The sequence below is a fragment of the Fibrobacter sp. UBA2449 genome (genome assembly GCF_002342555.1).
Classification (GTDB): Bacteria; Fibrobacterota; Fibrobacteria; order Fibrobacterales; family Fibrobacteraceae; genus Fibrobacter.
Genome location: NZ_DDQF01000012.1, coordinates 145,248 through 166,370, shown reverse-complemented (window position 1 = coordinate 166,370; position 21,123 = coordinate 145,248). Strand labels below are relative to the sequence as shown.

Genomic DNA, 21,123 nt, shown 5'->3' with positions numbered 1-21,123 from the left:
ATGTTTTGTCAAAAATGCGGGAAAAAAATAAAAAACAAAGCTAAATTTTGCGAACATTGCGGAACCGCAGTGCATTTCGATATGGATTCAAAGGAAGACATTTCCGTCCAAGAAGAATCTGATGACGAATCCTGGTTAAAGGAGGTGCCGACCCAAACAAGAATTCTATTCCGATTAAGGGGCGTGATCTTTCTTTTAGCACTGCCAGTTATTTACTGTTTGCCTTTTATTGCGCTTGGAGATCATTTAAGTTTTTCGCTAAATGATTTAATGGAATCCGTAAAAAACGCTAGCAGAGATGTAAACGACTTTTCCATGCTCAACAAAGCAATGATTGCATTCGCCTATATAATAGGAGGAGCAGCAGCGCTAAGCTATTGCAACACAGAGCTTGCTGCTCTAGCTGGAATAATTTGCACGGCGGATCTAATATTTATTATTCACGGAAGCATCAATTTTATGTTTTTTCTAACGCGTTCTCCCGATGCGACTCCAGCATCTGGAGCCATAATCTTGTTGGTTTTGTTTGTTCTCGGCACCCTTCTAAACGCCTTAGAGATAATTCTACTGATAAAAAAAATATTCAAAAAGTAACAATGAGTTCCAGCAAGAAAAAATGAAGAAATTTTTATTCGCAATTCTATTAGGAGCGCTGAATATCTTCGCTGCTCATGTCGCAGTACTAGAAACCATCGGTGCTCCAAATACACTTGATCAAAACGAGCGCATGGTCTTGACCGACATTTTGCGACAAATTGCAGTTACAACGTTACCCAATTATATGGGCTATACAATTATGACCCGCGAGAACATCAATGTCATGCTTCCACCGGGAAAGGCGATAGAAGATTGCGAGGGGGAGTGCCTTGTTGAAACAGGGAAGAACATTTCGGCCGATTATGTTGCACAAGCAAGAGCCGGAAAATTCGGGACAAATCTGACCGTGACGGTAGAACTGTATGAGACCGCGTCCGGGAAATTGATGTCGAGCTATGTCTGTCAGGGGGCTGACGCCATGGAACTCATGTCAGAAATAAAAAAAAGAACGCCATCTCTTTTTTCTATCATCAAAGGTCAACAAACATATTCTGGTGAAGGAAACGAAGGCTTCTCGCAAATACAGCAGGGTTCGTCTTTTACTATAACAGGAACCAAGCAATTTTTGATAAAGGTTGAATCGAAACCTCCTGGAGCAATGCTGAGTGTTGATGGCAAACCAAAATGCAAATCAACACCTTGCATAATACAAATTGCTGAAGGCAGTCACACTTTTTCATTTGCGTTGGATGCTTATTTTGACAAGGACACCTTATTAGATGTTTACGAAAACGAGCAGAACCTGAGAATTGAGTTATTTCCAAATTTTGGCAAACTTGAAATAAGCCCCAAATTACAAGATGGCTATGCAAAAATTTCCGAATTAGATATACTTGTTGATGGAGAAAAACAAAAAAAACGAATATTGCATCTTGCAGCAGGTACTCATCACATAAAATTATCGCATCATTGCTACGAGCCATTATCTTTTGACGTAACCGTAAAACAAGGGAGCGATTTAAAATTTGATGGACCAATGGAACCCGCCATGGGAGGTCTTTCGTTAACCGCAGAAGATGAAAATGGTCCTATATCCATTCCTTTGTATATCAATGGTAAACAAAAAGGAAAAACTCCTCTTTATGAACCGATCCCCATTTGCGCACAACTCAGCATCGGAAAGGCAAAAGAACCTATTTCGGTAAAATTAAAATATCACGAGACAGTCAATTTTGTGTATAAAAAAGGGACCGAATTATTAAAAGACAAGGACGGAAATGTATACAAAACAATAAAAATAGGCAATCAAGTTTGGATGGCAGAAAATCTTAAAGTTGTCACTAAAAAAGGTTGGTTTTTTTCCGATGAAACTAGCGTAAACCCGTCCAAAGACTGGAAAAAATACGGAAAACAGTACACCTGGGAAGATGCAAAAAAAGCATGTCCCACAGGATGGCACCTACCAAGCAAAAGGGATTTCGAAACCTTATTCGCTGCTGTCGGGGGCATAGGCAAAGCAGGGTATGCTCTTAAATCGACACAAGAGTGGGTTCAGATCTATCGCGAGCGTCCGGATGCCAATGGCTCAGACGAATTTGGCTTTTCCGCTTTTCCTGTTGGATACCGTACAAACGGCAGTTCTTCCGATGGCACAAGCAATTCTGCTTACTTTTGGAGTTCAGACTCCCTCAATGTAACCAGAGGTTCGAAAAAAGCACTATGCATGTGCCTATCCAGCAATTACAGAGAAGCCGACTTCTGTTCTCATTTTGTTGATTTCAGACTTTCAGTGCGTTGCGTTAAAGACTAAGGAGTAAATTTCGGTCCGCATGCGTTCAAACGGAGCCGCGACATATCCGTGAGCCCCCGCATGATGCACTACAAGGTGAAAAAGTTCGGATTATAAAAATCCCTTCCCGAAGGAAGGGACCCTCTCAACCAACCCCGGAAGAATCACCCATTAACTTTCGTTAACTCCGACAGAGACTTCGCTAGTTTTATCCTCTCCCACAATTCATCTTTGTGGCTTTTTATTGTAGCTAGAGCCCTCTCATTTTTTACAATATCCTCGCAGAGGGCACAAACACATGTATATTTATTCTTGAACTCGATATCAGGATCAATAGACGCCAAACAATCTTTCAACTGCAATGGGCCAAGGTATTTGATCGCTTGTATTACAATGTTCTTTTCGGCTTTTTTCACTATCGAGCTCATCGTCGCCTTAGACAAATCCCCTATATCCAAAGCGCTTCCGTCTCCACATTCGAATCCACAACAGGCCCACACGTGATTAGACGGAGAAACAATCACCGAACTCATGATTGTCGGGCACTTTCCGAGGAAAAAGTTTGTATTGCGCTTAAACTTGAACGACTTGTCACTAAGTTCCTCTGCAGCACGCCCTGATTTGGTAACCCATGTATTTGAAATCGCGTAAATCGTCCCGTCCTTATCCCTTTTGTCAAGAGGAAGTTCTCTCTCCTTGCTATTGAATCTGCGCTGCAACTTTTCATTAAATTGCGCTTCAACAAATTCAGGAGTTATTTTAGATTCCTTGGAGTAGGACACTCCCACAATTACGGCATGAAACCCTTTACCATGGCAAGCCTTCCAAGCGTTTTTCACATTTGAAAAAGGAACATATTTCACGTGATAATCATCAGTACTTATGTTGATTTCACTCAACCCACATTCAGCCAGGGTCTGGACCATCCTTTCCGCATCTTGGCGGGTTTTTGCCCAATGCGCATTTGTGACGATTCGAGAAGGAATTCCCAAACTGTCAGCATACGCAATAGACTCAAACAAATCCTCACCTAGAAGGGTCGGCTCGCCACCCGTAAAAATAAGCATGAAGGGGCCCCTCGAAACTTTTTTCATTTGATCAATGTTGTTCTTGATTTGGTCAAATGTCAAAATTTCTTTCCGGCCTTTCCCGGAACACATGATGCAATGAGAACACGCCGCATTGCACCTGTTTGTCGTTATTATGGTTAATTGAGCAGGTCTTGCTATCGATTGCTCCATCCTATTTCACCTCGACAGACGAAATCGTACATACGCGATCCTTGAGCCGTATCGTTGCACGAATCCGTATCCCTTCCCTTACATACTCGACCTTGCGGGTTATAACTTCGTTTGTTTTTTTCTCTTCAAGAATCGAAGTGGGATTAAGCACAGCTCTTCTAAGCATGGCCTCGGTTCTTAATTGAGTAAGGTCCAAATCCTTCATTCTTTTCAAGTCTTCATGGAACTGCGCATATATCGCAGTCGAGACATTGAATTGCACCCTCGAACTGAGATCTCTTGGCGCGGATATACTCGTTGTTTTTGTCCAAAAATGTACATACGTCCACAAAAAAGTCGTATTATACAAGAACGCATTGATCGAGGCAGAAGCATAATTCGACAAGAAGCTGTTGACAAACTGTTTTGCCTTAGCCTTTGTTAAAGGAGAAGCAAAATCTTCCACGCTCAAGTAGACACCCTTCTTCTCCGTAGGGAATTTCAAGAATCCCATATATTTGGAAATGAATTTATGCGGGTCAGAATCAATCAGGGCAGCGACCTTCGCATTCTTTTTAACGGTCGCTATGAGCGACGTGATATTGTCCTGCAAGGACGCCAACTCTTTCTTGGTATAGAAGGAAACTGCATTTTGCAGACAGGCTTCTTCTTTTTGCCTACTTGCAGATTTAGTCAGCTTTACATCTCGAGCCGTAGCAGTCCGCGAATTTTTAAAAGTTGCAGTTGTTCTTGTTGCCATAGTAATCCTTTTTTTTGAGTGGTTTTTGAGATAACTTATTTCCAGAATTCCTTTTCATCTTTACAACATTGGCATTTTGTCGAGATGCGTTTTGCAAAATTGGCCTTAGTCAGATCGCCAAATTTTTCTGCCTGTTCAGGGTATTTCACCTTAATGATTCTACTCAACAGCGAACCATTCTCCTTGAAAAAGATTCTGTAATTGTCACTATTTTCTATTTTCGACACAACTCCAGCAAGCTTAGGACGTTTTTTCGTTTTTGCCAATTTCTTTAACTTCGCAATCGAATTTAGGGCCATTTGCGTAAACGACTTTCCAGAATCATTCGCAAAGAGTTTATCAATATTCGTCTCGAAAATTTCATCTGCATTTAATGTAATCTCAACTTTGTTATTGATGCTAATATTCCTTTTTCGAGCAAAATGCCCACAGCATTTGCGCTGCTTATTTTGTAAATGAAGTGTTGAATCTTCGAAATTCAAATACAGCGTTACAGGCGGCTTGTAACGACCAAAACTGTGGCTCCGTTTACTGATGAATTCTTTTCTGTCCTTGTATTTTTTTCGCCATGCGTCATTAACATAGATAACCTTCTTCACCTTTTGCACTTTTTTACAGAAGTCTATATCAACATCGTAATAATGCGGTTTTTTGGAGCTACACGTAACCGTATAATGCGTATCACTAGGAATATCTTTTGTATTGATTGTATAATTTATAGTCCCCAAGGATTCAGAATCCCTTATTTTTGTAAGCCAAAGGTCAACATCATCATTGTCCGAGGCATGAGACCAGTAATTTAAATTGATATTTTCGCCGGCGCGAAGGAAAGAATTCCAACATATTCCCTTTGTAGCCAAGGAGACAGTCTCCCCTGTATCCGCCTTTATTCGGCCTGTCGGAGGCGCCTTACGACCATTAATTGAATTTTCCATATAAATTTCACCAGCACCACACGGATCGGTATCATCTAGGACGTGCATCTGCTTTACCTTTACTTCCAAATCGGCAGCTCCCGGTTCCGTGGTCTCGATTTTCTCATCTACTTTATCGAAGAAATGCATAATCAAACCAGCAGTGTGCGAAATCGTCTCTGGAATCAAGTCGCTTGCAATTTCCACACAGGCGGAGTTTCTCAAATCTCCATTCCATTCCCTTTCTAACTTATATGTATACGGATCAAGCGGATTAAAATGTTCCCAATGATACGGGTGTCCCTTGCTTTTTCCATCTACATCATCACTGTCATAACATCTAGATTTTTTCCCGAGATTCTTGAAGTAATCTATCATTTCCCATTCTCGCTTGTATGTTGCGAGATCAGTCGACGCCACGTTCCAACGAACAGGCAAAGCTTTTTCATACGCCGTATCATTCTCTTTGGCCAACACTTTAAGATTATCTTCAATAACAAGACCGGTATAATACTCATATTGGTCATCATCAATACCGGTTCCATCCTTCGTATCTATCAAGCCACCCAGCCCTATCTTTTCTAGAATCATCGCAACCGGATAAAATCCAGCATGCGGATCACCATGCATATGGCAAGGCGTACCAACATCGGCCAGCAAGTGACAAACTCTTCCAAGGTTCAAATACGCCCTTTCTTTTTCCCCTTCTTTATATTGTTTTACCAAAAGCTTCCAATATTCCCTCGCACGTACCGGTGCAGAGCGGAATTCATCCAACGTGAGCGTTCCAGCCTTACACAAGGCAGTAATTGGAGCGGCGATAAGCTCAATTATTTCTGAATTTATCTCGGACAGCAATTCGCCCCAAAGATGACCTCCCAAACATTCTGCAATAACATCACATATGTAATCAATATCCAACACCAGCCCACGACTTTCGTCCATACGATCATTCCAAAAATGTTCCATCCAATGTTGGTATTTGCCTGGTGCAGCCTTTTCGAAAGCAGCCTTAACAAGAGGATCACGTATTGTCGGCTCACTAATTTCTGATGGAATTTTGGGTTTGTCTTCTAAATACGCGCCCAGCATGACAAGATCAAAATAAGTTTCTTGTTTCAATCCACCGACATCATCCACACCATTTATACCGAGTTCACTTTTTATTTGATTCCATTTCGTTTGCCGGATCTTTTCACCCAGCAATTTCAATGACATATCACCAAGGAGTTGGGCTGCAGCCTTTACAATCACGTAATGAACTTTGGTATTCATTTCAACCTCTTTTTTAATTTATATTAATAATACATTCTACTACCACGTCATAGTCGTCTACAACGAGTAAAAATTGAATTACAGGAAATTGTTTACAAAATAAGCAGGATGTTTCTTTTTTCAAGCAAGTTAATCTAAAACAACATAACATTCACACACGCCATAACAAACTCATCAACAATGTAGTACTTAAGCCATACAACAAAAGAAAGCGATTTGTTAGCAATCCTGCACTACGTCAGAAGGAAGCCAGAGTAAAATTTTACATTTCGAATGAAGCCTAAGAGAACGAGTTACTATGGGAATAGATTGTATTCATCCGTCCACTCAGCGCTTCCTATTTTTTAAAATGTATCTCTAGCAACAAATCACGCACAATACTTTGTATGGCGATTGTAATACAACAAGTATATAAAGTACAATTTAATCGAAGCCCAAGCTTCCTTACTGCTTCGGGAACCGTTTCACATCGAACGGCAGACGGTTTTCTTGAATGGTCATGCGAGCAAACATGTTGACCGCGGCAGAAACGGTAATACCCACCGATTTGCAGAAATCCGTGAACTTTTCCTTTGTTTCCTTGTCCATTCTTACGGAAATTATGCCCATATTCATCTTATAAATCAATTCCACAGTTTGTTTTTTTCGTATAAATTCAACCTCATCAAACAAACCCGATTCAAATAATAAAAAATTTCAGACAAAAAATAGCTTGTCCATAGTAAAAAATGTGGATTTTTACTTCTTTCGTTTTCATCCGATTTAAAAAAATATTCTTAATTTATATATATTTTTACATATGTATGAAAGACCAGAGCAAACTCCTCACCTCTCGCCAAAAAGAAATTCTTTCCCTGCTCCGCAAAGGCCTCACAAACAGTGAAATCTGCAGGGCACTGAATATCTCGGCCAATACCGTCAAAGTCCATCTCGCCAACATCTACAAGGCGCTCGAAGTCACAAACAGGACTGAAGCGGTTTCAACGGATATCACCAAAAGCGCAAGAAGGCAAACAACGGACGACGACATCCACATCACCATTACGGGATGCGACGGCTTAACCGCCACGCCTCTGGCGAAGGGGCTCTCCCTCGCCATCGTCGAAGCCCTGCATCACTACCACCTATTCCGAATCAACGGCAGTATCGCGCCGCAATCCCCACCGACCTACCAGATCCAGGTAACGGGAACCCCCGAGAAAGACGAGAACCTGTTCGTCACGCTATACAGGGGCGACACATCCGAAATCCTGTGGTCCGTCTCGCAAAAAATCGGGGACGGGGACGACATCCAGTTCCTTGCCTCGCAGATTACCATCCAGCTGTTCACCCACATGGTCTCTTCCGCCGCGCGCACCTACGAAACCGACAAGGAAAAGTTCCCGCGATGGTGGTTCGCCTCCTGCTACGCCAATATCCAGACCGATAGCGGCAACAGGGATGCCTTTGACGAAATCGTTTCGACTCTGGAAGCACTGCACGGTGAAGAAAACCACCACACCTACGTGGCCTACTCGCTCGTTTCGGCCTACTACGTGGCAATCAACGAATCCTGGGTAGATGCCGAATGCTACGGCGCCAAGATAGGGGAAATCGCATGTTCCGAAATGCGCAAGAACCCCTACTCCATCTATTCGCAGTTCATGATGGCGCTCTACAACATCGTCATCGGAAACAAGAGCGAGGCCATCGCCTATTTCCTGCAGATCCTGGATGCAAACCCGAACGATTTCAGGGTCAGGCGCATGTTGGCGCAAATCTACATGCTCGTCGGGAAAGAGGACAAGGCCCTGGCCCTCCTCAACGAGAACGAGCGGTTCTTCCCGGAATCGTCCGGTCAACCGTTCCAGTCCACGCCAAGGGCGTTCATCTACTTTTTGCAAGGGAGATTCGCCGAGAGCGAGGAAGCCGCAAGGCAGGTCCTGCTATTCCACCCCGAGACGCCCCTCGCACGCCTAATCCTCATCGCCTGCAACAACAAGAAGGGCGACTTCGAACAAAGCGACAAGCACATCCGGAAATTTTTCGAATACCACCCGCACTTTAAAAAATCGGACCTGGAGCACCTTCTCTCAGGGATTGCCCCCTCAAAGAAGGACATCATTCTTGACAGCGTCAAGAATGTCTTTCCGTAAAGATTAGCCTCAAAAATAGTCCATTCGGGTTATGGACAAATAGTACTTTTGCAGTTTATCTTTAAAACCACAAACAAAGGAAACTGCAAAATGAAAACAGAACCCAAGAATCCGGACGATTTTTACAAACAGAAACTCACCCTTTTGAATCTGAAGGCAGGGGATATCCTCACCTTCGAAGGCGAAGACAACGACCTCATTTCGAGCCTCATCATGAAGCTCACGAATTCCAAGGTGACGCACGGGGCGCTCTACTTCCAGGACAGTCCCGTCCAGGCCCTTGCCGACGCGGGCACGACCGGCCTGCACGCCCATGAAATCGCAGACAAGGAAACCTCCAGACGCGCCTACGTCTGCCGGCTCACGCAACCCGGAAGCAGCGATTTCTTCTCCGATGCCGAAATCCTGCCCGTGATGCAGGCCGCCAAGATTTACCTCGACGAAAACCTGCCCTACCCCTATTCCGACCTCCTGTTGCTCGCCATGATTCTCGTCTACAAGGACATTTCCGGCGTAAGCATCAAGCAGCACGTCATTATTGGGATACTCAAGATTGTCTCCGCCGAAATCAAGAAGCTGATCGACGAGAAGGTGCACGAAGGCAAGCATACGATGGTCTGTTCCTCGTTTGTCTACCAGTGCTATCTGGACGCATCGAAAAAAGACGACCGCCTGAAGATCGCCCTCGACAATGCAGACATCCGGGGCATCCGGCAGGCGAACAATGTAAAGACGCTCTTCGACCTTTACGCCGAACACGCCGCGGAATACAACTTCAGCGAGAACGCCTTCTCGGTCCAGGAGAACTCCGGCAAGGAAGAAAAGCTGGAAGACCTTCTTAAGGAAGCGCTGCAGGACACCGACAGCGAACACGTGATGCTGCTGAAGAACAACTTCCTCAGCAACGCAATCGAGGATTTCCTCAAGACCCTCCTGAAATTTTTCGGATACACGTTCTCTTCCATCAAGGAACTCATCGAGAACGCCCGCGAGCTGCAGTCGATGTTTGTCACGCCGAACGACCTGTGCTTCAACATCGAAAACGCGCAGAAGATCGGTTTTGTCAACCTGGACCGCACCAGCGAAAATCTCCCCAGCGACAAGATTACAACCAAATACAACATCAACCTCTAACTATCAAAAAAGGAGCATTATCATGGCTGAAGAAATCAAGACAGTCAAGGCCTTCACCCTTCACAACGACGGAGCGTTCGTCGCCCGCATCAGGGTCCACTGGATCAACCCGATGGACGGTTCGAGCGGCGATTACGAGTCCTCCGGCTACCACGACATCTGCGCCGCCGCCGAACGGACCCTCAACCTGAGCGAAGCGGGATTCGCCGAAGGCACCCTCGTCCGCCTGCACGCGGTGGTCGTGCTCGGCAAGGACCAGGACGCCGACCGTTACTACGTCTACAGCGCAAACGGTGGCATCGCCGACTACACCATCTCGGGAACGACGCTCATCAATTCCCTCAAATTCAACGGCCTGAACTGATTTCCGGCACGCGAAAAGCTCTCCCTATGGCGATTTTGAATCAAAATCGCCATTTTTGGCGTTGAAGAAAGAGCAACGGAAACTTGATCCGACACGCCCTCCCCCGGGACGCTCGCGCCCTTATTTAGGTAAATTTTGGATATGGTTGACGTACTCGAATACCTTGAATACCGCGATTTCTTGAAGGACTGGTTTGCCGAAAGCAAGAAGGACAACCCGTTCACCAGCTATCGCTACCTGAGCCAGAAGACCGGCGTGGACCCGGCGTGGCTCGTGCGAGTATTCCAGAAGGGCGGGCACCTGAACGAGGACTCGCTCCCGGTATTCATTCGCCTCTGCAAGCTCGACGACCGCAGGGCGGAATACTTCAAGACGCTCTACCGCTTCAACAAGACAAAAGCCAAGCAGGCGCTCAGCGAACTTTACTACAAGCTCATGGAACTGCGCGAGATGGAAACGCGCGTGCTCACCGAGCCCGAACTCGCCTATTTCGGGAGCTGGAGCTGTTCTGCGCTCCGCGCCCTCATCGGCATCACGAAGGACACGAGCGACATTCCGGAACTCGCGACCCACCTGAACCCGCCCATCTCGCACGACGAGGCACGCAGCGCTCTCGAGATTCTGAAAAAACTCGGGCTTGTCGCTCCCGACGGCAACGGCGGCTGGAACATCACCGACCAGATCCTTTCTACCGGCGGCGAGGTCAAGAGCCAGGCCGTACGAAATTTCCACAGGCATACCATCGAACTTGCCCAGGAATCCATCGACCGCCACAAGCCCGAAGAACGCGACATTTCGAGCGTGGTGTTCACCGCGGCAGAGGACGACCTGCCCGAAATCAAGCACCGCATCGAGGAATTCCGCCGCGGACTCCTGCAGTTTGCCCGCAAGAGCGAGCGCGCCGACCGCGTGTACGCCATGAATATCGCGATGTTCCCGCTCTCCGACAGGGTCGAAGACCCGGCTACCGCAGACGACGGCAACCCCAGCCCGAAAAAGGAGGGCTAGGCGATGCGCGGACTTTTCAAAAAAATGTATTTTTCCAAGGTGCAGCGGAACATTTCGACATTCGGCCTGGGACTGATCGCGCTTTCGACGGCGGCGGTCCTTTCGGCATGTTCCGACACCGACAAGACGGCAGGCGGCGGCCCGAGCGGCACCGATGCCGGCAACGCCATCATGGCACAGCTTACGGTCGACGGGCAGCCCGCCGCTTTCGCGAGGGTCAAGCTCAGCGAGAGCGAAAGCCTTGACGCGGCCGACAACGAATTTACCAAGGCCGACAAGAACGGCAAGGTCGTATTCGAAAACGTGGCCGAAGGTACATACACCCTTGAAGCTAGACTCGACGGCAAGGCCCTCCAGAAGGAAGTCTCCGTCGAAGGTTCCGATGTCGACCTGGGCAAGGAAGCGCTCGAAGAGACGGTCTCCATCGCGGGTTCCGTAGGCGATGGCGCCGAAGGCACGGTGAAAGTCCGCGGCATGGCGCATTCGGCCAAGGTAAAGGACGGCAAGTTCTCCATGGACTCCCTCCCGGCAGGGCCGATTAGCCTGGTGTTCATCCCGAACAAGAAAGGCGCCGACACGAGCAGCACCTACATGAAGGTCATCGCAGGCGAAAGTTCCACCGCGAGCACGTTCGCCGAAGAGAGCCGCGCGCTTCTGCTCGACGACTTCCAGGACTCCAACTACCAGAACCGATTCATGCCCGCACGCACTTACGACGGCGGCTGGTGGTATTTCGACTACAACGAAGAAACGGTAACGCCCAAATTTACCGACAACGGGTCCAGCCACAGGTTCAGCCTCGAAAGCGAGGATGGCAATATCGTCGCGCATGTGGCGGCGACATTCGGTGAAGCGGTCAAGGATTCCTCCGGCGAGACGCAGTGGCCCTGGGCGACGGTCGGCATCGAGCTCGGTAAGAGCGACAAGAGCCTCTGCAACGACATATCCTCCGTGGATTCCATCGCGTTCCGCGCTAAAGGCGAGGGCGCCATCGTATTCGGACTCATCGACGAGACGCAAAGCAGCCAGATTATCGCGCAATCCGAATTCACGCTCGGCGATAAGTGGGAACGCATTTCCATACCGCTGGCCGACATCCTGGATCCGCAATTCTCCTACACCTGCGTGAACCAGCTCGTGTGGAGCTTCAAGCCCAACAACGAAGAAAAGACCGTCAACTTCTGGCTCGACGACATCGAGCTTACCGGCGGCAAGCGCCTGAGCATCTGGAAGCGGTAATGTCCGGAGCCCGCGCGGTCACCACCAACCAGACCGATATATACGACAAGCTCGAAGAAGCCGTACGCAAGTACGCCTCTACGGAGTATTTGCGCCCGATTGCGGACCATACGCGCACGGCATTCGCGGAAGCGGAGAAGTTTGTTTTAAACTTTTATGAGAGCGCGAGCCACACCACACATAAAGTAATTCTCGATTCGGGTTGCGGCACCGGCGAAAGCACGTTAAACATCGCATTAACAAATCCGGGCATTCCCGTCATAGGCATCGACAAGTCCGCGGCCCGGCTCACGAAGGCCGGCGGTGCAGGGAACGGGACGGCAACCTTCCCGCAGAACGCATTCTTCGTGCGCGCGGAACTGCTCGACTTCTGGCGGCTCGCCCTCGGGAAGGTCAAGGCAGGCCAGTGGCACATCCCCTACCATGCGCTCTACTACCCGAACCCATGGCCCAAGCAGAGCGAAGCCACGAGGCGTTTCCACCTGCACCCGATTTTCCCGACGCTCCTCCAGCTCGGCGATGCCATCGAGCTGCGCACCAACTGGGAAATATACGCGCGGGAATTTGCGGAGGCGGCACGGATTGCCGCTCCCGAGCGGACCATCGCCCGCGAGCCTTTTGATTCCGAGCATCCCGTCACCGCGTTCGAGCGCAAGTACAAAGAAGCCCGCCAGCAGCTGTGGCGGGTCATCGTCTCACGCGATTGAAGCTACCCTAGTCGCGGTCGGCAAGCCACTTCAGGTAAGCCTTGAATTCCCTCGTCGACTGCACATGCACCTCGGTTCCATTCATAATCATGAATTCCGAAAGGCCATACCTGTCGCCCTTCGAGCCCCAGTCATAAGTGTATCCCAGACGCGTCCACGGATAGCCATGGGCCTTGTAGTTCTTCGCCCAAGCATCGTCGAACCAGTTCCTGAGCCACATGCCGAGGCTATCCAGCTGCGAATCGTCTTCTTCGTTGAACCGGCAGGTCATCTCGGCGCTCGCGATGTCGGGAATGTAGGCGGGACGGATCATGTCCTTGGGATTCACCCAGACCGTCGTGAAGTGCGTCAGTTTCTCCCCGCGCGGGAGTCCAAGGAGCTGACGGATGCGAAGCGGCCAGTTACGGACCGACTTGCGGTTCGTCTTGAACCATTCCAGCATTTCCTTGTCCGAGAACACGCGCACTTCGTTGTCGAACGTGACCTTCTGGACATCCTTGAACATATCGGGATTGGCATGCGCCACCACCATCAGCACCATGTTCCTGTCACCGTTCCACGTTACTTTGTTTGAATTTTCGTCAATGGAGATCAACGGGCGGATATCCTCGCACGAACCGTCGCGGGCAGATTCGATTGCTGCCTCGTATTGGACATCCAGCAGGGAATCCTTGTTCGCGAAGCTCTGTACGGAACCGTCGGTACTTACGACTTCGCAATAGGGTATATCCGACGCAGCCACTGCGACCTTTTCCTTCTTGAAAAGCTCATCGATCAGGGCGTCATTGTGGTCGAACAGTTTGTCTCCCTGGACAAAAGAAATCACGATCTTGCAGAATCCGCTATCGGGGATAACGATTCCCGAAGAGCCCTTGTTCGCAGAAGTCGTGTCCAGGACGAACTTATTGTCGTTATCGCCACAGCTGTAGCTATAGCTATAGAGGGTCGCGCGGCCCGGCTTAAGGTGGGTATAGAACAGGTTATCCTGCTCCTCGCTCCACGCGGGCTTCACGACAACCGTGGAGTCTCCAATCTTTGCATAGTGGGGATTCGCCTCGCTGCAATAAAAGGCCGGCTGGCGGAACACACCAATGACCCCGGATTTCCCCTTGAAGGTAGCGCCATCGCGGACGAGCAACCCGTGGGTACATGCGGAAACAAGGACCAAGCCCAAAAGGGCGGCAAAGAGCCTGAGAAGACCCAATCTTTTCATCTTTTTACCTTCCTAAACGCCTAAAAGGCATTTTACCGATAAATTCCCTATAAATATAACTCCCTTTTGCAAAAAAACAATGTAAATTTCATGAGGGGATTCTTGGAAGGAGTTTCCAAAGAAGGTGTCCGGATTTATGAAAAACTTTCTTTTGGCCAAATCACACAGTCCAGCGGCCTACTGGGCCTGCGCCATAGCGCTTATCGCATTCGGGCTGCTGCTCAACATTGTCCCTGCCAAGCTAGCCCTATACTTCGAACTCCCCGTATTCCTTGATTCTATCGGCACAATCCTTGTCGCCATGCTGGGCGGCACGCTTCCCGCCGTCATCGTCGGCTTTTTCTCCAACGCCTTCAACGGCATCTCCGACATCACGACCCTCTACTACGGCATCATCAGCATCCTGATCGGCGTCGCGGCGGCCCTTTTCCAGCAACGGAAATTTTTCCTCCATGTCCCGAAAATCATCGCAAGCGTCCTCGTTTTCTCGCTTATCGGCGGCGGGCTCGGTTCGATTCTCACCTACTTCCTCTATGGCTACGACTTCGGCGAAGGCATCTCGGCCCCGTTCGCAAACGCCATCTACAGTACCCTCGGTTTTTCCAAGTTCTTCTCGCAGCTCTCGGCAGACATCGTCATCGACATTTTCGACAAGGCTATCGTCGTCGCGGCGGCCATCATCGGCTACAGGTTCATCAACGACCACTTCAAGCACCTCTTTGCAAAGGTGTTCCTCTTCGAGCCCTACATCAACCACCAGCACAAGCTTTTCAAGCATTCCCTGCTCAGCAAGGTCGTCATCATCGTCATCGCGGCCGAAATCCTGCTCGGCGCGCTAGCAAGTATCACCGGATTTATCCTCTACAGGCAAGTTTCCATCGGCAAGTTTACCGATATCGCCAATGGCCTCTCCGAGGCGGCATCCGTCGTCATCGACGCCGACCGTGTCGACGAATTCATCGAACAGGGGCACAACGCCGAAGGCTACGACGCGATAGAGAAGCTCCTGTACAGGATCCGTGACGGGTTCCCCCAGGCACAGTACCTCTACGTCTACAAGATTCTCGAGGACGGCTGCCACGTCGTATTCGACCTCGTGTCCAGGGACGGCGAAGCGGGAAGCAGCCCCGGAGATCTCGTCGCATTCGACCCGAGTTTCAAGCCATACCTTTCCAACCTACTCAAAGGCGAACCCATCGAGCCCATCATTTCCGACGACCAGTACGGATGGCTGCTTACCGTCTACAGGCCCCTGAAGAACAGCGCCGGCAAGACGGTCGCTTATGTCGCGGCAGACATTTCCATGGGCGAAATCGTCTATGACCAGGCAAAGTTCTTCATCAAGCTGCTCTCGATGTTCTTCGGGCTTTCCATTATCATCATGAGCATCGTGCTGGAATTCGCAAAGCGCGGAATCGTGCATCCGGTGAACAGGATCGCCTCGGCGGCCATCCACTTCGCCTACAACTTGGAACAGGGTCGCGAAAACAGCCTCAGCGAACTCAACACCCTGAATATCGGCACCTCCGACGAAATAGAGCACCTCTACAAGGCCATCAACAAGATGGGCATCGACTCCGTCGAATTCATCCACCGGTTCGAGGCGGCAGCCGATCGCATCGCGAAGATGCAGGACGAAATTATTATCAACTTCGCAGAAATGGTCGAAGCGCGCGACACAAGTACCGGAAGCCACATCAAGAAGACAGCCTTCTACGTGGAGGCCATCGCGAAGGAACTGCAGCGCGAAGGCAAGCTCCCGGACATCATCGACGACGCCTACATCGCAAAGCTCAAGCGCTCGGCGCCGCTCCACGACATCGGGAAAATCGCTGTGTCGGACCTCATCCTGAACAAGCCGGGAAAACTCACCGACGAAGAATTCGCCATCATGAAGAGCCACACGATTGAAGGGTTCCATATTCTCGCGAAGATTGTCGACAATACCAACGATTCGCTGGACGACGACTATCTAAAGGAAGCCATCGAGATGGCGCATTACCACCACGAAAAATGGGACGGCACCGGCTACCCCACGGGAATCAAGGGAGATGCGATTCCGCTTTCGGCAAGAATCATGGCTGTCGCGGACGTGTTCGACGCCCTCGTGGCCGAACGCATCTACAAGAAGCCCTTCACCTACGAAAAGGCCATGTCCATCATTACCGAAGGTTCCGGCAAGCATTTCGACCCCATGGTCGTCGATGCCTTCTGCAAGATTTCGGAAAAGCTCTACAACGAGCGCACCAAGCTTAACGAGGACGGCAAGCCCGCATAGCACCACACAGCAGGGTTATTCCCTGTGCTCATGCAGATATAGGTTCGCCTCGGGAACAGCGAGGTCGGAGCCCTTTATTTTCCATTCGTCGTCGGTACCGGTGCGGTACTTCACCACCACGCGGTAGCGGCTGTCCGTCTGCAATACGGCCTGCGGGACCGTCCAGAAGTTTTCCGTACCCACGACCATCTCGAGCTCGTAGAAGTCGCGGGTATCTATACCGTAAATGGCGATACCCTTGACCATGTCCTTCGGGTTGCGCACCTGGATAATGCTCCAGAATTCGCTCGCGCCTTCCTTGATCCAGAGCGACGTTGAATCGCCCCACACGCCGTTGACGCCTTCGCAGCTCACGAATTCCCATTCACCGTAGTAGCGGCCCACGCGATTGCCCATGATGTCAGCGGCAGGGGCGCCGCCCAGATCCACCCCGCAGTTCGCGTCAGGACAGCGGTCGGTAATGCGCACGGTCACCTCTTTCCAGCCTTCGGGCGTCCTCGCCCTCACATGCACGCAACCGCCACAGGCTGCACCGCCATCCCACGGACCCTTGTCATCGCCCGGAGAAACATTCACGTGAATCGCCGCGTAATACTGTATGTTCGTTTGTCCGTAATTGCAGGCACCACCCAGGCTCGTTTCTTTTGCCGTGATGCTCCCGTAGGTAGTGACAGAACCCTTACCGCCGTTTTCGGTGAGTTCGGGGTCTGCCGCAGTGTAGCTATCGCAATCGGTACACTTGCCGTCGTCGCCGGAGGAAGAAGATGCCGGAGCAGTTTCGCTGCTGCTGGATGCAGGCTCCGTTTCGCAGGAACTGGATTCAGGAGTATCGCTAGACGCGGGCGCCTCCGAGCTCGAGGACACAACCTCGGCAGAACTCGATACCGGCGTAAAACTCGACAAAGCCTGCTCCGAAGAACTTTCCGGCACCAAGGTATCTGCACCGGAACTAGAATCGTCACCGCAGGCGACGAGAAACGCAGAAATGGCAAAAAATGCAAGCGAGATGAGCTTCATATGGATTAACCTATGAATTAATGCTTTTATTACCCCACTCCGCCTCTTGCCCAGCCGTAGCCTTGCACGGCCATATCAATGAAGTGGTTCAGGAGCAGGTTGCTTTTGACGTTGAATAAATCAATGTCATAGCAATCGGGCAAATGCGGCGGGTTCTGAGCATCTAGAACTTCTTCGATCGTGCTCTTGACTTTAGCGCGGGTCTGTTCGTCTTTGTACCAGTCCACCACGAGAATTTTCTGTCGGTTTTCCTGCAATTTCTGGAACAAGGCCTTGGAAGTTAGCAGGACTTCCTGTTCCTGCGCCTTCGTCAGCTTTTTCCCCATCACGAGAAGGTCGAATATTTCGAGTTCTTCGTCACTCAGGCCCATTGTCGCCGAGCGGGAATCTTCCTTTTTCAATTCTTCAACGAGTTTTACCAGCTGCTCGTAATAGTCTTCATTCTCGGTGCCGCCCGCATTGTAGCGGTTGATGATGTTGCGGAACCGTTCCGAGAACTTGATGCGCGTGACGTTGCGATTTATCATTTGCCGTAAGGCCTTCTCGATAAACTCTTTCAAGTCGTTAATTTCGATGGCCTTGTATTTTGTCTGCTTGATTTCCTTACGCAATCCTTCAGCATCAATTTTCGAAAGGTCAATCAGTTTGGAGCCGCGCATATACGAACCAGCGGCCGACACGTCACGAATTTCGGTTGCGTCATCAATCTTCACGCTTTCCGACGAGACGCTACTATCCAGCAAATCGCCCATGCGTTTGCGGGCCTTTTCAATCTTTTCATCGTCAATAAGCCTGAAGAATAGTCCGTGCAAATAAACAAGCGGGCTGAACTTTGGGTTGTTCCAGTTGCGTTCGAAAATTTCCGGCTTGGATGCTTCGTAAAGATTCATCAGCGTGTTCAGAATGACCTTAAACTTGTTGACATCCTCATCAACAGAAATGATGGTGTCGTAAGCGTTGCGGAATTCATCCAGCTTATCGAATGTGGACGCTCCGTCCAGAATTTTCTCGATATTGATATTCCGTTCCAACAGGAATTTATCGGCTTCGTCAATGCAAGCGTCAATATAGCCGATCAATTCGTCAATGTCCTTGGCCGGGAATTCAGTGCCGTCATCGCCAATGGCGTATGCGGCCAATGCCTGCTTCATAAACTTAAATACGTTCACGTAATCAACGATGATGCCGCACGGTTTTCCCGGATACACGCGGTTCGCACGAGCAATTGCCTGCATGAGCGTGTGGTTTTTCATCGGCTTGTCAAGGTAGAGCGTCGAGAGATTTGGGACGTCAAAACCCGTAAGCCACATGGCGCATACAAAAACCAATTGCAAGTTATCATCGGGATCCTTGTAGCGGTCTTCGATATCCTTGCCCTCGGGCGTAATTTCGTTCATCTTCTTGCGATGAGCAGTGATGTCAAGCCCCTGCGCCTTGAACTTTTCGTTTTCATCCGCTTCTTCCGAGACAATGACCGCCATCTCTACTTTATCCATGTAGTTCAATATGGCGGTCAGGCGGTTGTAATCCTCACTATCCTTGACAACGTTATTCCGTTCGATGGTCAGCGCGGTCTTTTCTTTTTTCCAGTAATGCTGAACCTTGTCAAACATCTTTACTGCGGTGAACTTGTCCACCGAAACGACCATACCCTTGCCGAGGAACCCACGACGTGGGAAATGATGTGCAATATCCCTAGCAATTTTATCCAGGCGGTCTTCGCGCTTAATGACTTCTAAAATGCGGGAGCTGGAATTTTCAAGCAACCTGGCTTCGGCATCGTTCAGATTTTCGTCTTCGATAATCGTCACGACATCGTCATCGAGGAAGTTGTTTTGCAAACCCACTTCAGGAACGCGGCGGCTATAGAACAGCGGCACCGTCGAGCCATCTTCCACAGACTGTGCGAAGTTGTATTCCGAAACATAGTCGCCGAACCACTGGTTAGTCAGGCGTTTGCTCCCTAATAGCGGAGTTCCCGTAAACGCAACGAAGTTCGCATTCGGCAACGCCGTGCGCATATTTTCGGCAAGAGTCTTGTATTGCGTGCGGTGCGCCTCATCCACCAACACGAAAATATCATCGCGGGTCGAAAGGACGGGGTACTTTTTGCCTTTGTCATAACCGAACTTATGAATCAGCGTGAATATAAAAGGTTTGTTCCCTTGCAAGTATTCGCGAAGCTGTTCGCCGTTCTTGGGCTGGCATTCATCTTGCGGGCCGATGATTTCTGTCCGCAAGAAGTTCTTGTATATCTGCGTATCAAGGTCTTCGCGGTCGGTGATAATAAGGAACGTGAAGTTGCCACTGAACTTACGCTTGACCTTACGGGCAAACATCGCCATCGAGTAACTCTTGCCGCTCCCTTGCGTATGCCAGAATACGCCCAACTTGCCGTCCAGTTCTTTGCGATTCTCTACGGCGCGGCACAAGTTATTCACACCCATAAACTGGTGGTTCTTGGCGATAATTTTTATAGAGCCGTTCTGGAACAGGATAAAGTTTTCAATGTAGTCAATAAGCGTTGCCTTGTCGAGCAAACTCCTGACCATATACTGCGCGCTTACGCCCTCGCCACGGATATGCTTGCGGTCAATCTTGTCGTCTTCGCTTTTCTTGAGCCATTCAAAGAAATAGTCGTAGCTTGCGTTGAATGCGCCCAACTTGGTTTCAAAACCATTCGAAAGAACGCACACCTGGTTCAGGGCGAACAGATTCGGGATTTCTTTCCGGTAATCCTGGAGGTTCTTGTTGTAGGCCTCTTCAATTTTGACGGTGCTGTTCTTGAGTTCGACAAAGACTAACGGCAACCCGTTGATAAACACCAGAACATCGGGGCGGCGAAAGTGATAGTGCCCCTGAATCCACATTTGCGAAACGGCAGTAAACGTGTTGTTCTCGGGGTTGGCGAAATCAATAAGCAACACATCGCCAAAATCCGGCTTGCCGTCCTTGACAAATGGAACGCGCACACCGTCGCGGATTTTCTTGTAGAGCGTGTAGTTAGTCGCCGTCATGTCGGTGCCGGAATAGTCGCGGACCAAATCTTGCGCAATCTCGTCTAGCTTGTTTGCGGGAATTTCGGGATTGAGCCTCGCGAGCGACTCGCGCAAAATATCAGGCAAAACGCACTGCTTTTTGCTAGAACGCCCCGTGCCATCGGGCAACACATCCATCTTTTCCGGAGACGGGTCGCAATGGACCACATCATAACCGAACTCCGGCGATTCCAGCATCTGGAGAATCGCCTGCTCGATATCGTCTTCGGAAATAAAGGACTTCATAGCGCTTACGCCGTTTTAAGCAAGTCGGGATTTTTTGAAATGTCTTCTTCCAAAAGTCCAAACAAATACTGCGCGCTTTGCCCGAACAGACCCAAGGAATCATCGTCTAGGCATTTGCCTGTCGGGGACATATAGACAATCCTGATGGCATCGTCTTCGGAGACCGCGTACTTTTCAATCAGTAGGCTTGCGACCTGCGGTATGAGGATTGTCTTTATCAGGTGATGCGAACTTTTAGACATATCAAAC

The 21,123-nt window shown here is 49.4% G+C and carries 17 protein-coding genes; 9 read left to right on the top strand and 8 right to left on the bottom strand.

What is annotated here, in order from left to right:
- Together B4B27_RS08395 and B4B27_RS08390 are read left to right on the top strand one after the other, a co-directional pair.
- The gene (locus tag B4B27_RS08395; protein ID WP_290725577.1) at positions 1-594 is read left to right on the top strand and encodes a zinc-ribbon domain-containing protein; all 594 of its coding nucleotides are present in this window, start codon (positions 1-3) and stop codon (positions 592-594) included.
- Positions 595-616: 22 nt separating this feature from the next.
- A complete protein-coding gene (locus B4B27_RS08390; protein WP_290725575.1) occupies positions 617-2,347 on the top strand; it encodes an FISUMP domain-containing protein in 1,731 nt (576 codons plus the stop codon).
- Between the two features lie 143 nt (positions 2,348-2,490).
- Here the strand turns inward: B4B27_RS08390 and B4B27_RS08385 are convergent, their stop codons facing one another.
- From B4B27_RS08385 to B4B27_RS08370, 4 genes are all read right to left on the bottom strand, one after another.
- Complete coding sequence (locus tag B4B27_RS08385; RefSeq protein ID WP_290725573.1) at positions 2,491-3,567, bottom strand: radical SAM protein; 1,077 nt, start codon at positions 3,565-3,567, stop codon at positions 2,491-2,493.
- 1 nt (position 3,568) lies between these two features.
- Positions 3,569-4,306 carry a hypothetical protein gene (locus B4B27_RS08380; protein ID WP_290725571.1) on the bottom strand — a complete coding sequence of 246 codons (738 nt, stop codon included), beginning with the start codon at positions 4,304-4,306 and terminating at the stop codon, positions 3,569-3,571.
- Positions 4,307-4,341: 35 nt separating this feature from the next.
- Positions 4,342-6,495: a hypothetical protein gene (locus tag B4B27_RS08375; protein WP_290725569.1), complete on the bottom strand. Its 2,154-nt coding sequence runs from the start codon at positions 6,493-6,495 to the stop codon at positions 4,342-4,344.
- 444 nt (positions 6,496-6,939) lie between these two features.
- Positions 6,940-7,104 carry a type II toxin-antitoxin system RelB/DinJ family antitoxin gene (locus tag B4B27_RS08370; protein ID WP_290725816.1) on the bottom strand — a complete coding sequence of 55 codons (165 nt, stop codon included), beginning with the start codon at positions 7,102-7,104 and terminating at the stop codon, positions 6,940-6,942.
- A gap of 194 nt (positions 7,105-7,298) precedes the next feature.
- Between B4B27_RS08370 and B4B27_RS08365 the strand changes: the two genes are divergently transcribed.
- From B4B27_RS08365 to B4B27_RS08340, 6 genes are all read left to right on the top strand, one after another.
- Entirely contained in the window at positions 7,299-8,630 is a 1,332-nt protein-coding gene (locus B4B27_RS08365; protein WP_290725565.1) for a LuxR C-terminal-related transcriptional regulator, read from the top strand.
- A 90-nt stretch (positions 8,631-8,720) separates the two neighbouring features.
- On the top strand, positions 8,721-9,764 hold the full coding sequence (locus tag B4B27_RS08360) for a hypothetical protein (RefSeq protein ID WP_290725563.1): 1,044 nt from the start codon (positions 8,721-8,723) through the stop codon (positions 9,762-9,764).
- 22 nt (positions 9,765-9,786) lie between these two features.
- On the top strand, positions 9,787-10,128 hold the full coding sequence (locus B4B27_RS08355; protein ID WP_290725561.1) for a hypothetical protein: 342 nt from the start codon (positions 9,787-9,789) through the stop codon (positions 10,126-10,128).
- Between the two features lie 141 nt (positions 10,129-10,269).
- The gene (locus B4B27_RS08350; protein WP_290725559.1) at positions 10,270-11,136 is read left to right on the top strand and encodes a TIGR02147 family protein; all 867 of its coding nucleotides are present in this window, start codon (positions 10,270-10,272) and stop codon (positions 11,134-11,136) included.
- Positions 11,137-11,139: 3 nt separating this feature from the next.
- A complete protein-coding gene (locus B4B27_RS08345; RefSeq protein WP_290725558.1) occupies positions 11,140-12,375 on the top strand; it encodes a hypothetical protein in 1,236 nt (411 codons plus the stop codon).
- Complete coding sequence (locus tag B4B27_RS08340; protein WP_290725556.1) at positions 12,375-13,082, top strand: methyltransferase domain-containing protein; 708 nt, start codon at positions 12,375-12,377, stop codon at positions 13,080-13,082. The genes B4B27_RS08345 and B4B27_RS08340 overlap by 1 nt, the downstream gene beginning before the upstream one ends.
- A 7-nt stretch (positions 13,083-13,089) precedes the next feature.
- Here the strand turns inward: B4B27_RS08340 and B4B27_RS08335 are convergent, their stop codons facing one another.
- The gene (locus B4B27_RS08335) at positions 13,090-14,295 is read right to left on the bottom strand and encodes a hypothetical protein (protein WP_173381038.1); all 1,206 of its coding nucleotides are present in this window, start codon (positions 14,293-14,295) and stop codon (positions 13,090-13,092) included.
- Positions 14,296-14,431: 136 nt separating this feature from the next.
- Between B4B27_RS08335 and B4B27_RS08330 the strand changes: the two genes are divergently transcribed.
- A complete protein-coding gene (locus B4B27_RS08330) occupies positions 14,432-16,573 on the top strand; it encodes an HD domain-containing phosphohydrolase (RefSeq protein WP_290725553.1) in 2,142 nt (713 codons plus the stop codon).
- Between the two features lie 15 nt (positions 16,574-16,588).
- Here B4B27_RS08330 and B4B27_RS08325 read toward each other — a convergent pair whose 3' ends face one another.
- The 3 genes from B4B27_RS08325 to B4B27_RS08315 are packed head-to-tail and all read right to left on the bottom strand — an operon-like array spanning position 16,589 to position 21,116.
- Complete coding sequence (locus B4B27_RS08325; RefSeq protein WP_290725551.1) at positions 16,589-17,590, bottom strand: hypothetical protein; 1,002 nt, start codon at positions 17,588-17,590, stop codon at positions 16,589-16,591.
- A gap of 29 nt (positions 17,591-17,619) precedes the next feature.
- Positions 17,620-20,874 (bottom strand): type I restriction endonuclease subunit R, encoded by a 3,255-nt coding sequence (locus tag B4B27_RS08320; protein WP_290725549.1) that lies wholly within the window; start codon positions 20,872-20,874, stop codon positions 17,620-17,622.
- 5 nt (positions 20,875-20,879) lie between these two features.
- The gene (locus B4B27_RS08315) at positions 20,880-21,116 is read right to left on the bottom strand and encodes a hypothetical protein (RefSeq protein WP_072826795.1); all 237 of its coding nucleotides are present in this window, start codon (positions 21,114-21,116) and stop codon (positions 20,880-20,882) included.
- Positions 21,117-21,123 lie beyond the last annotated feature (7 nt).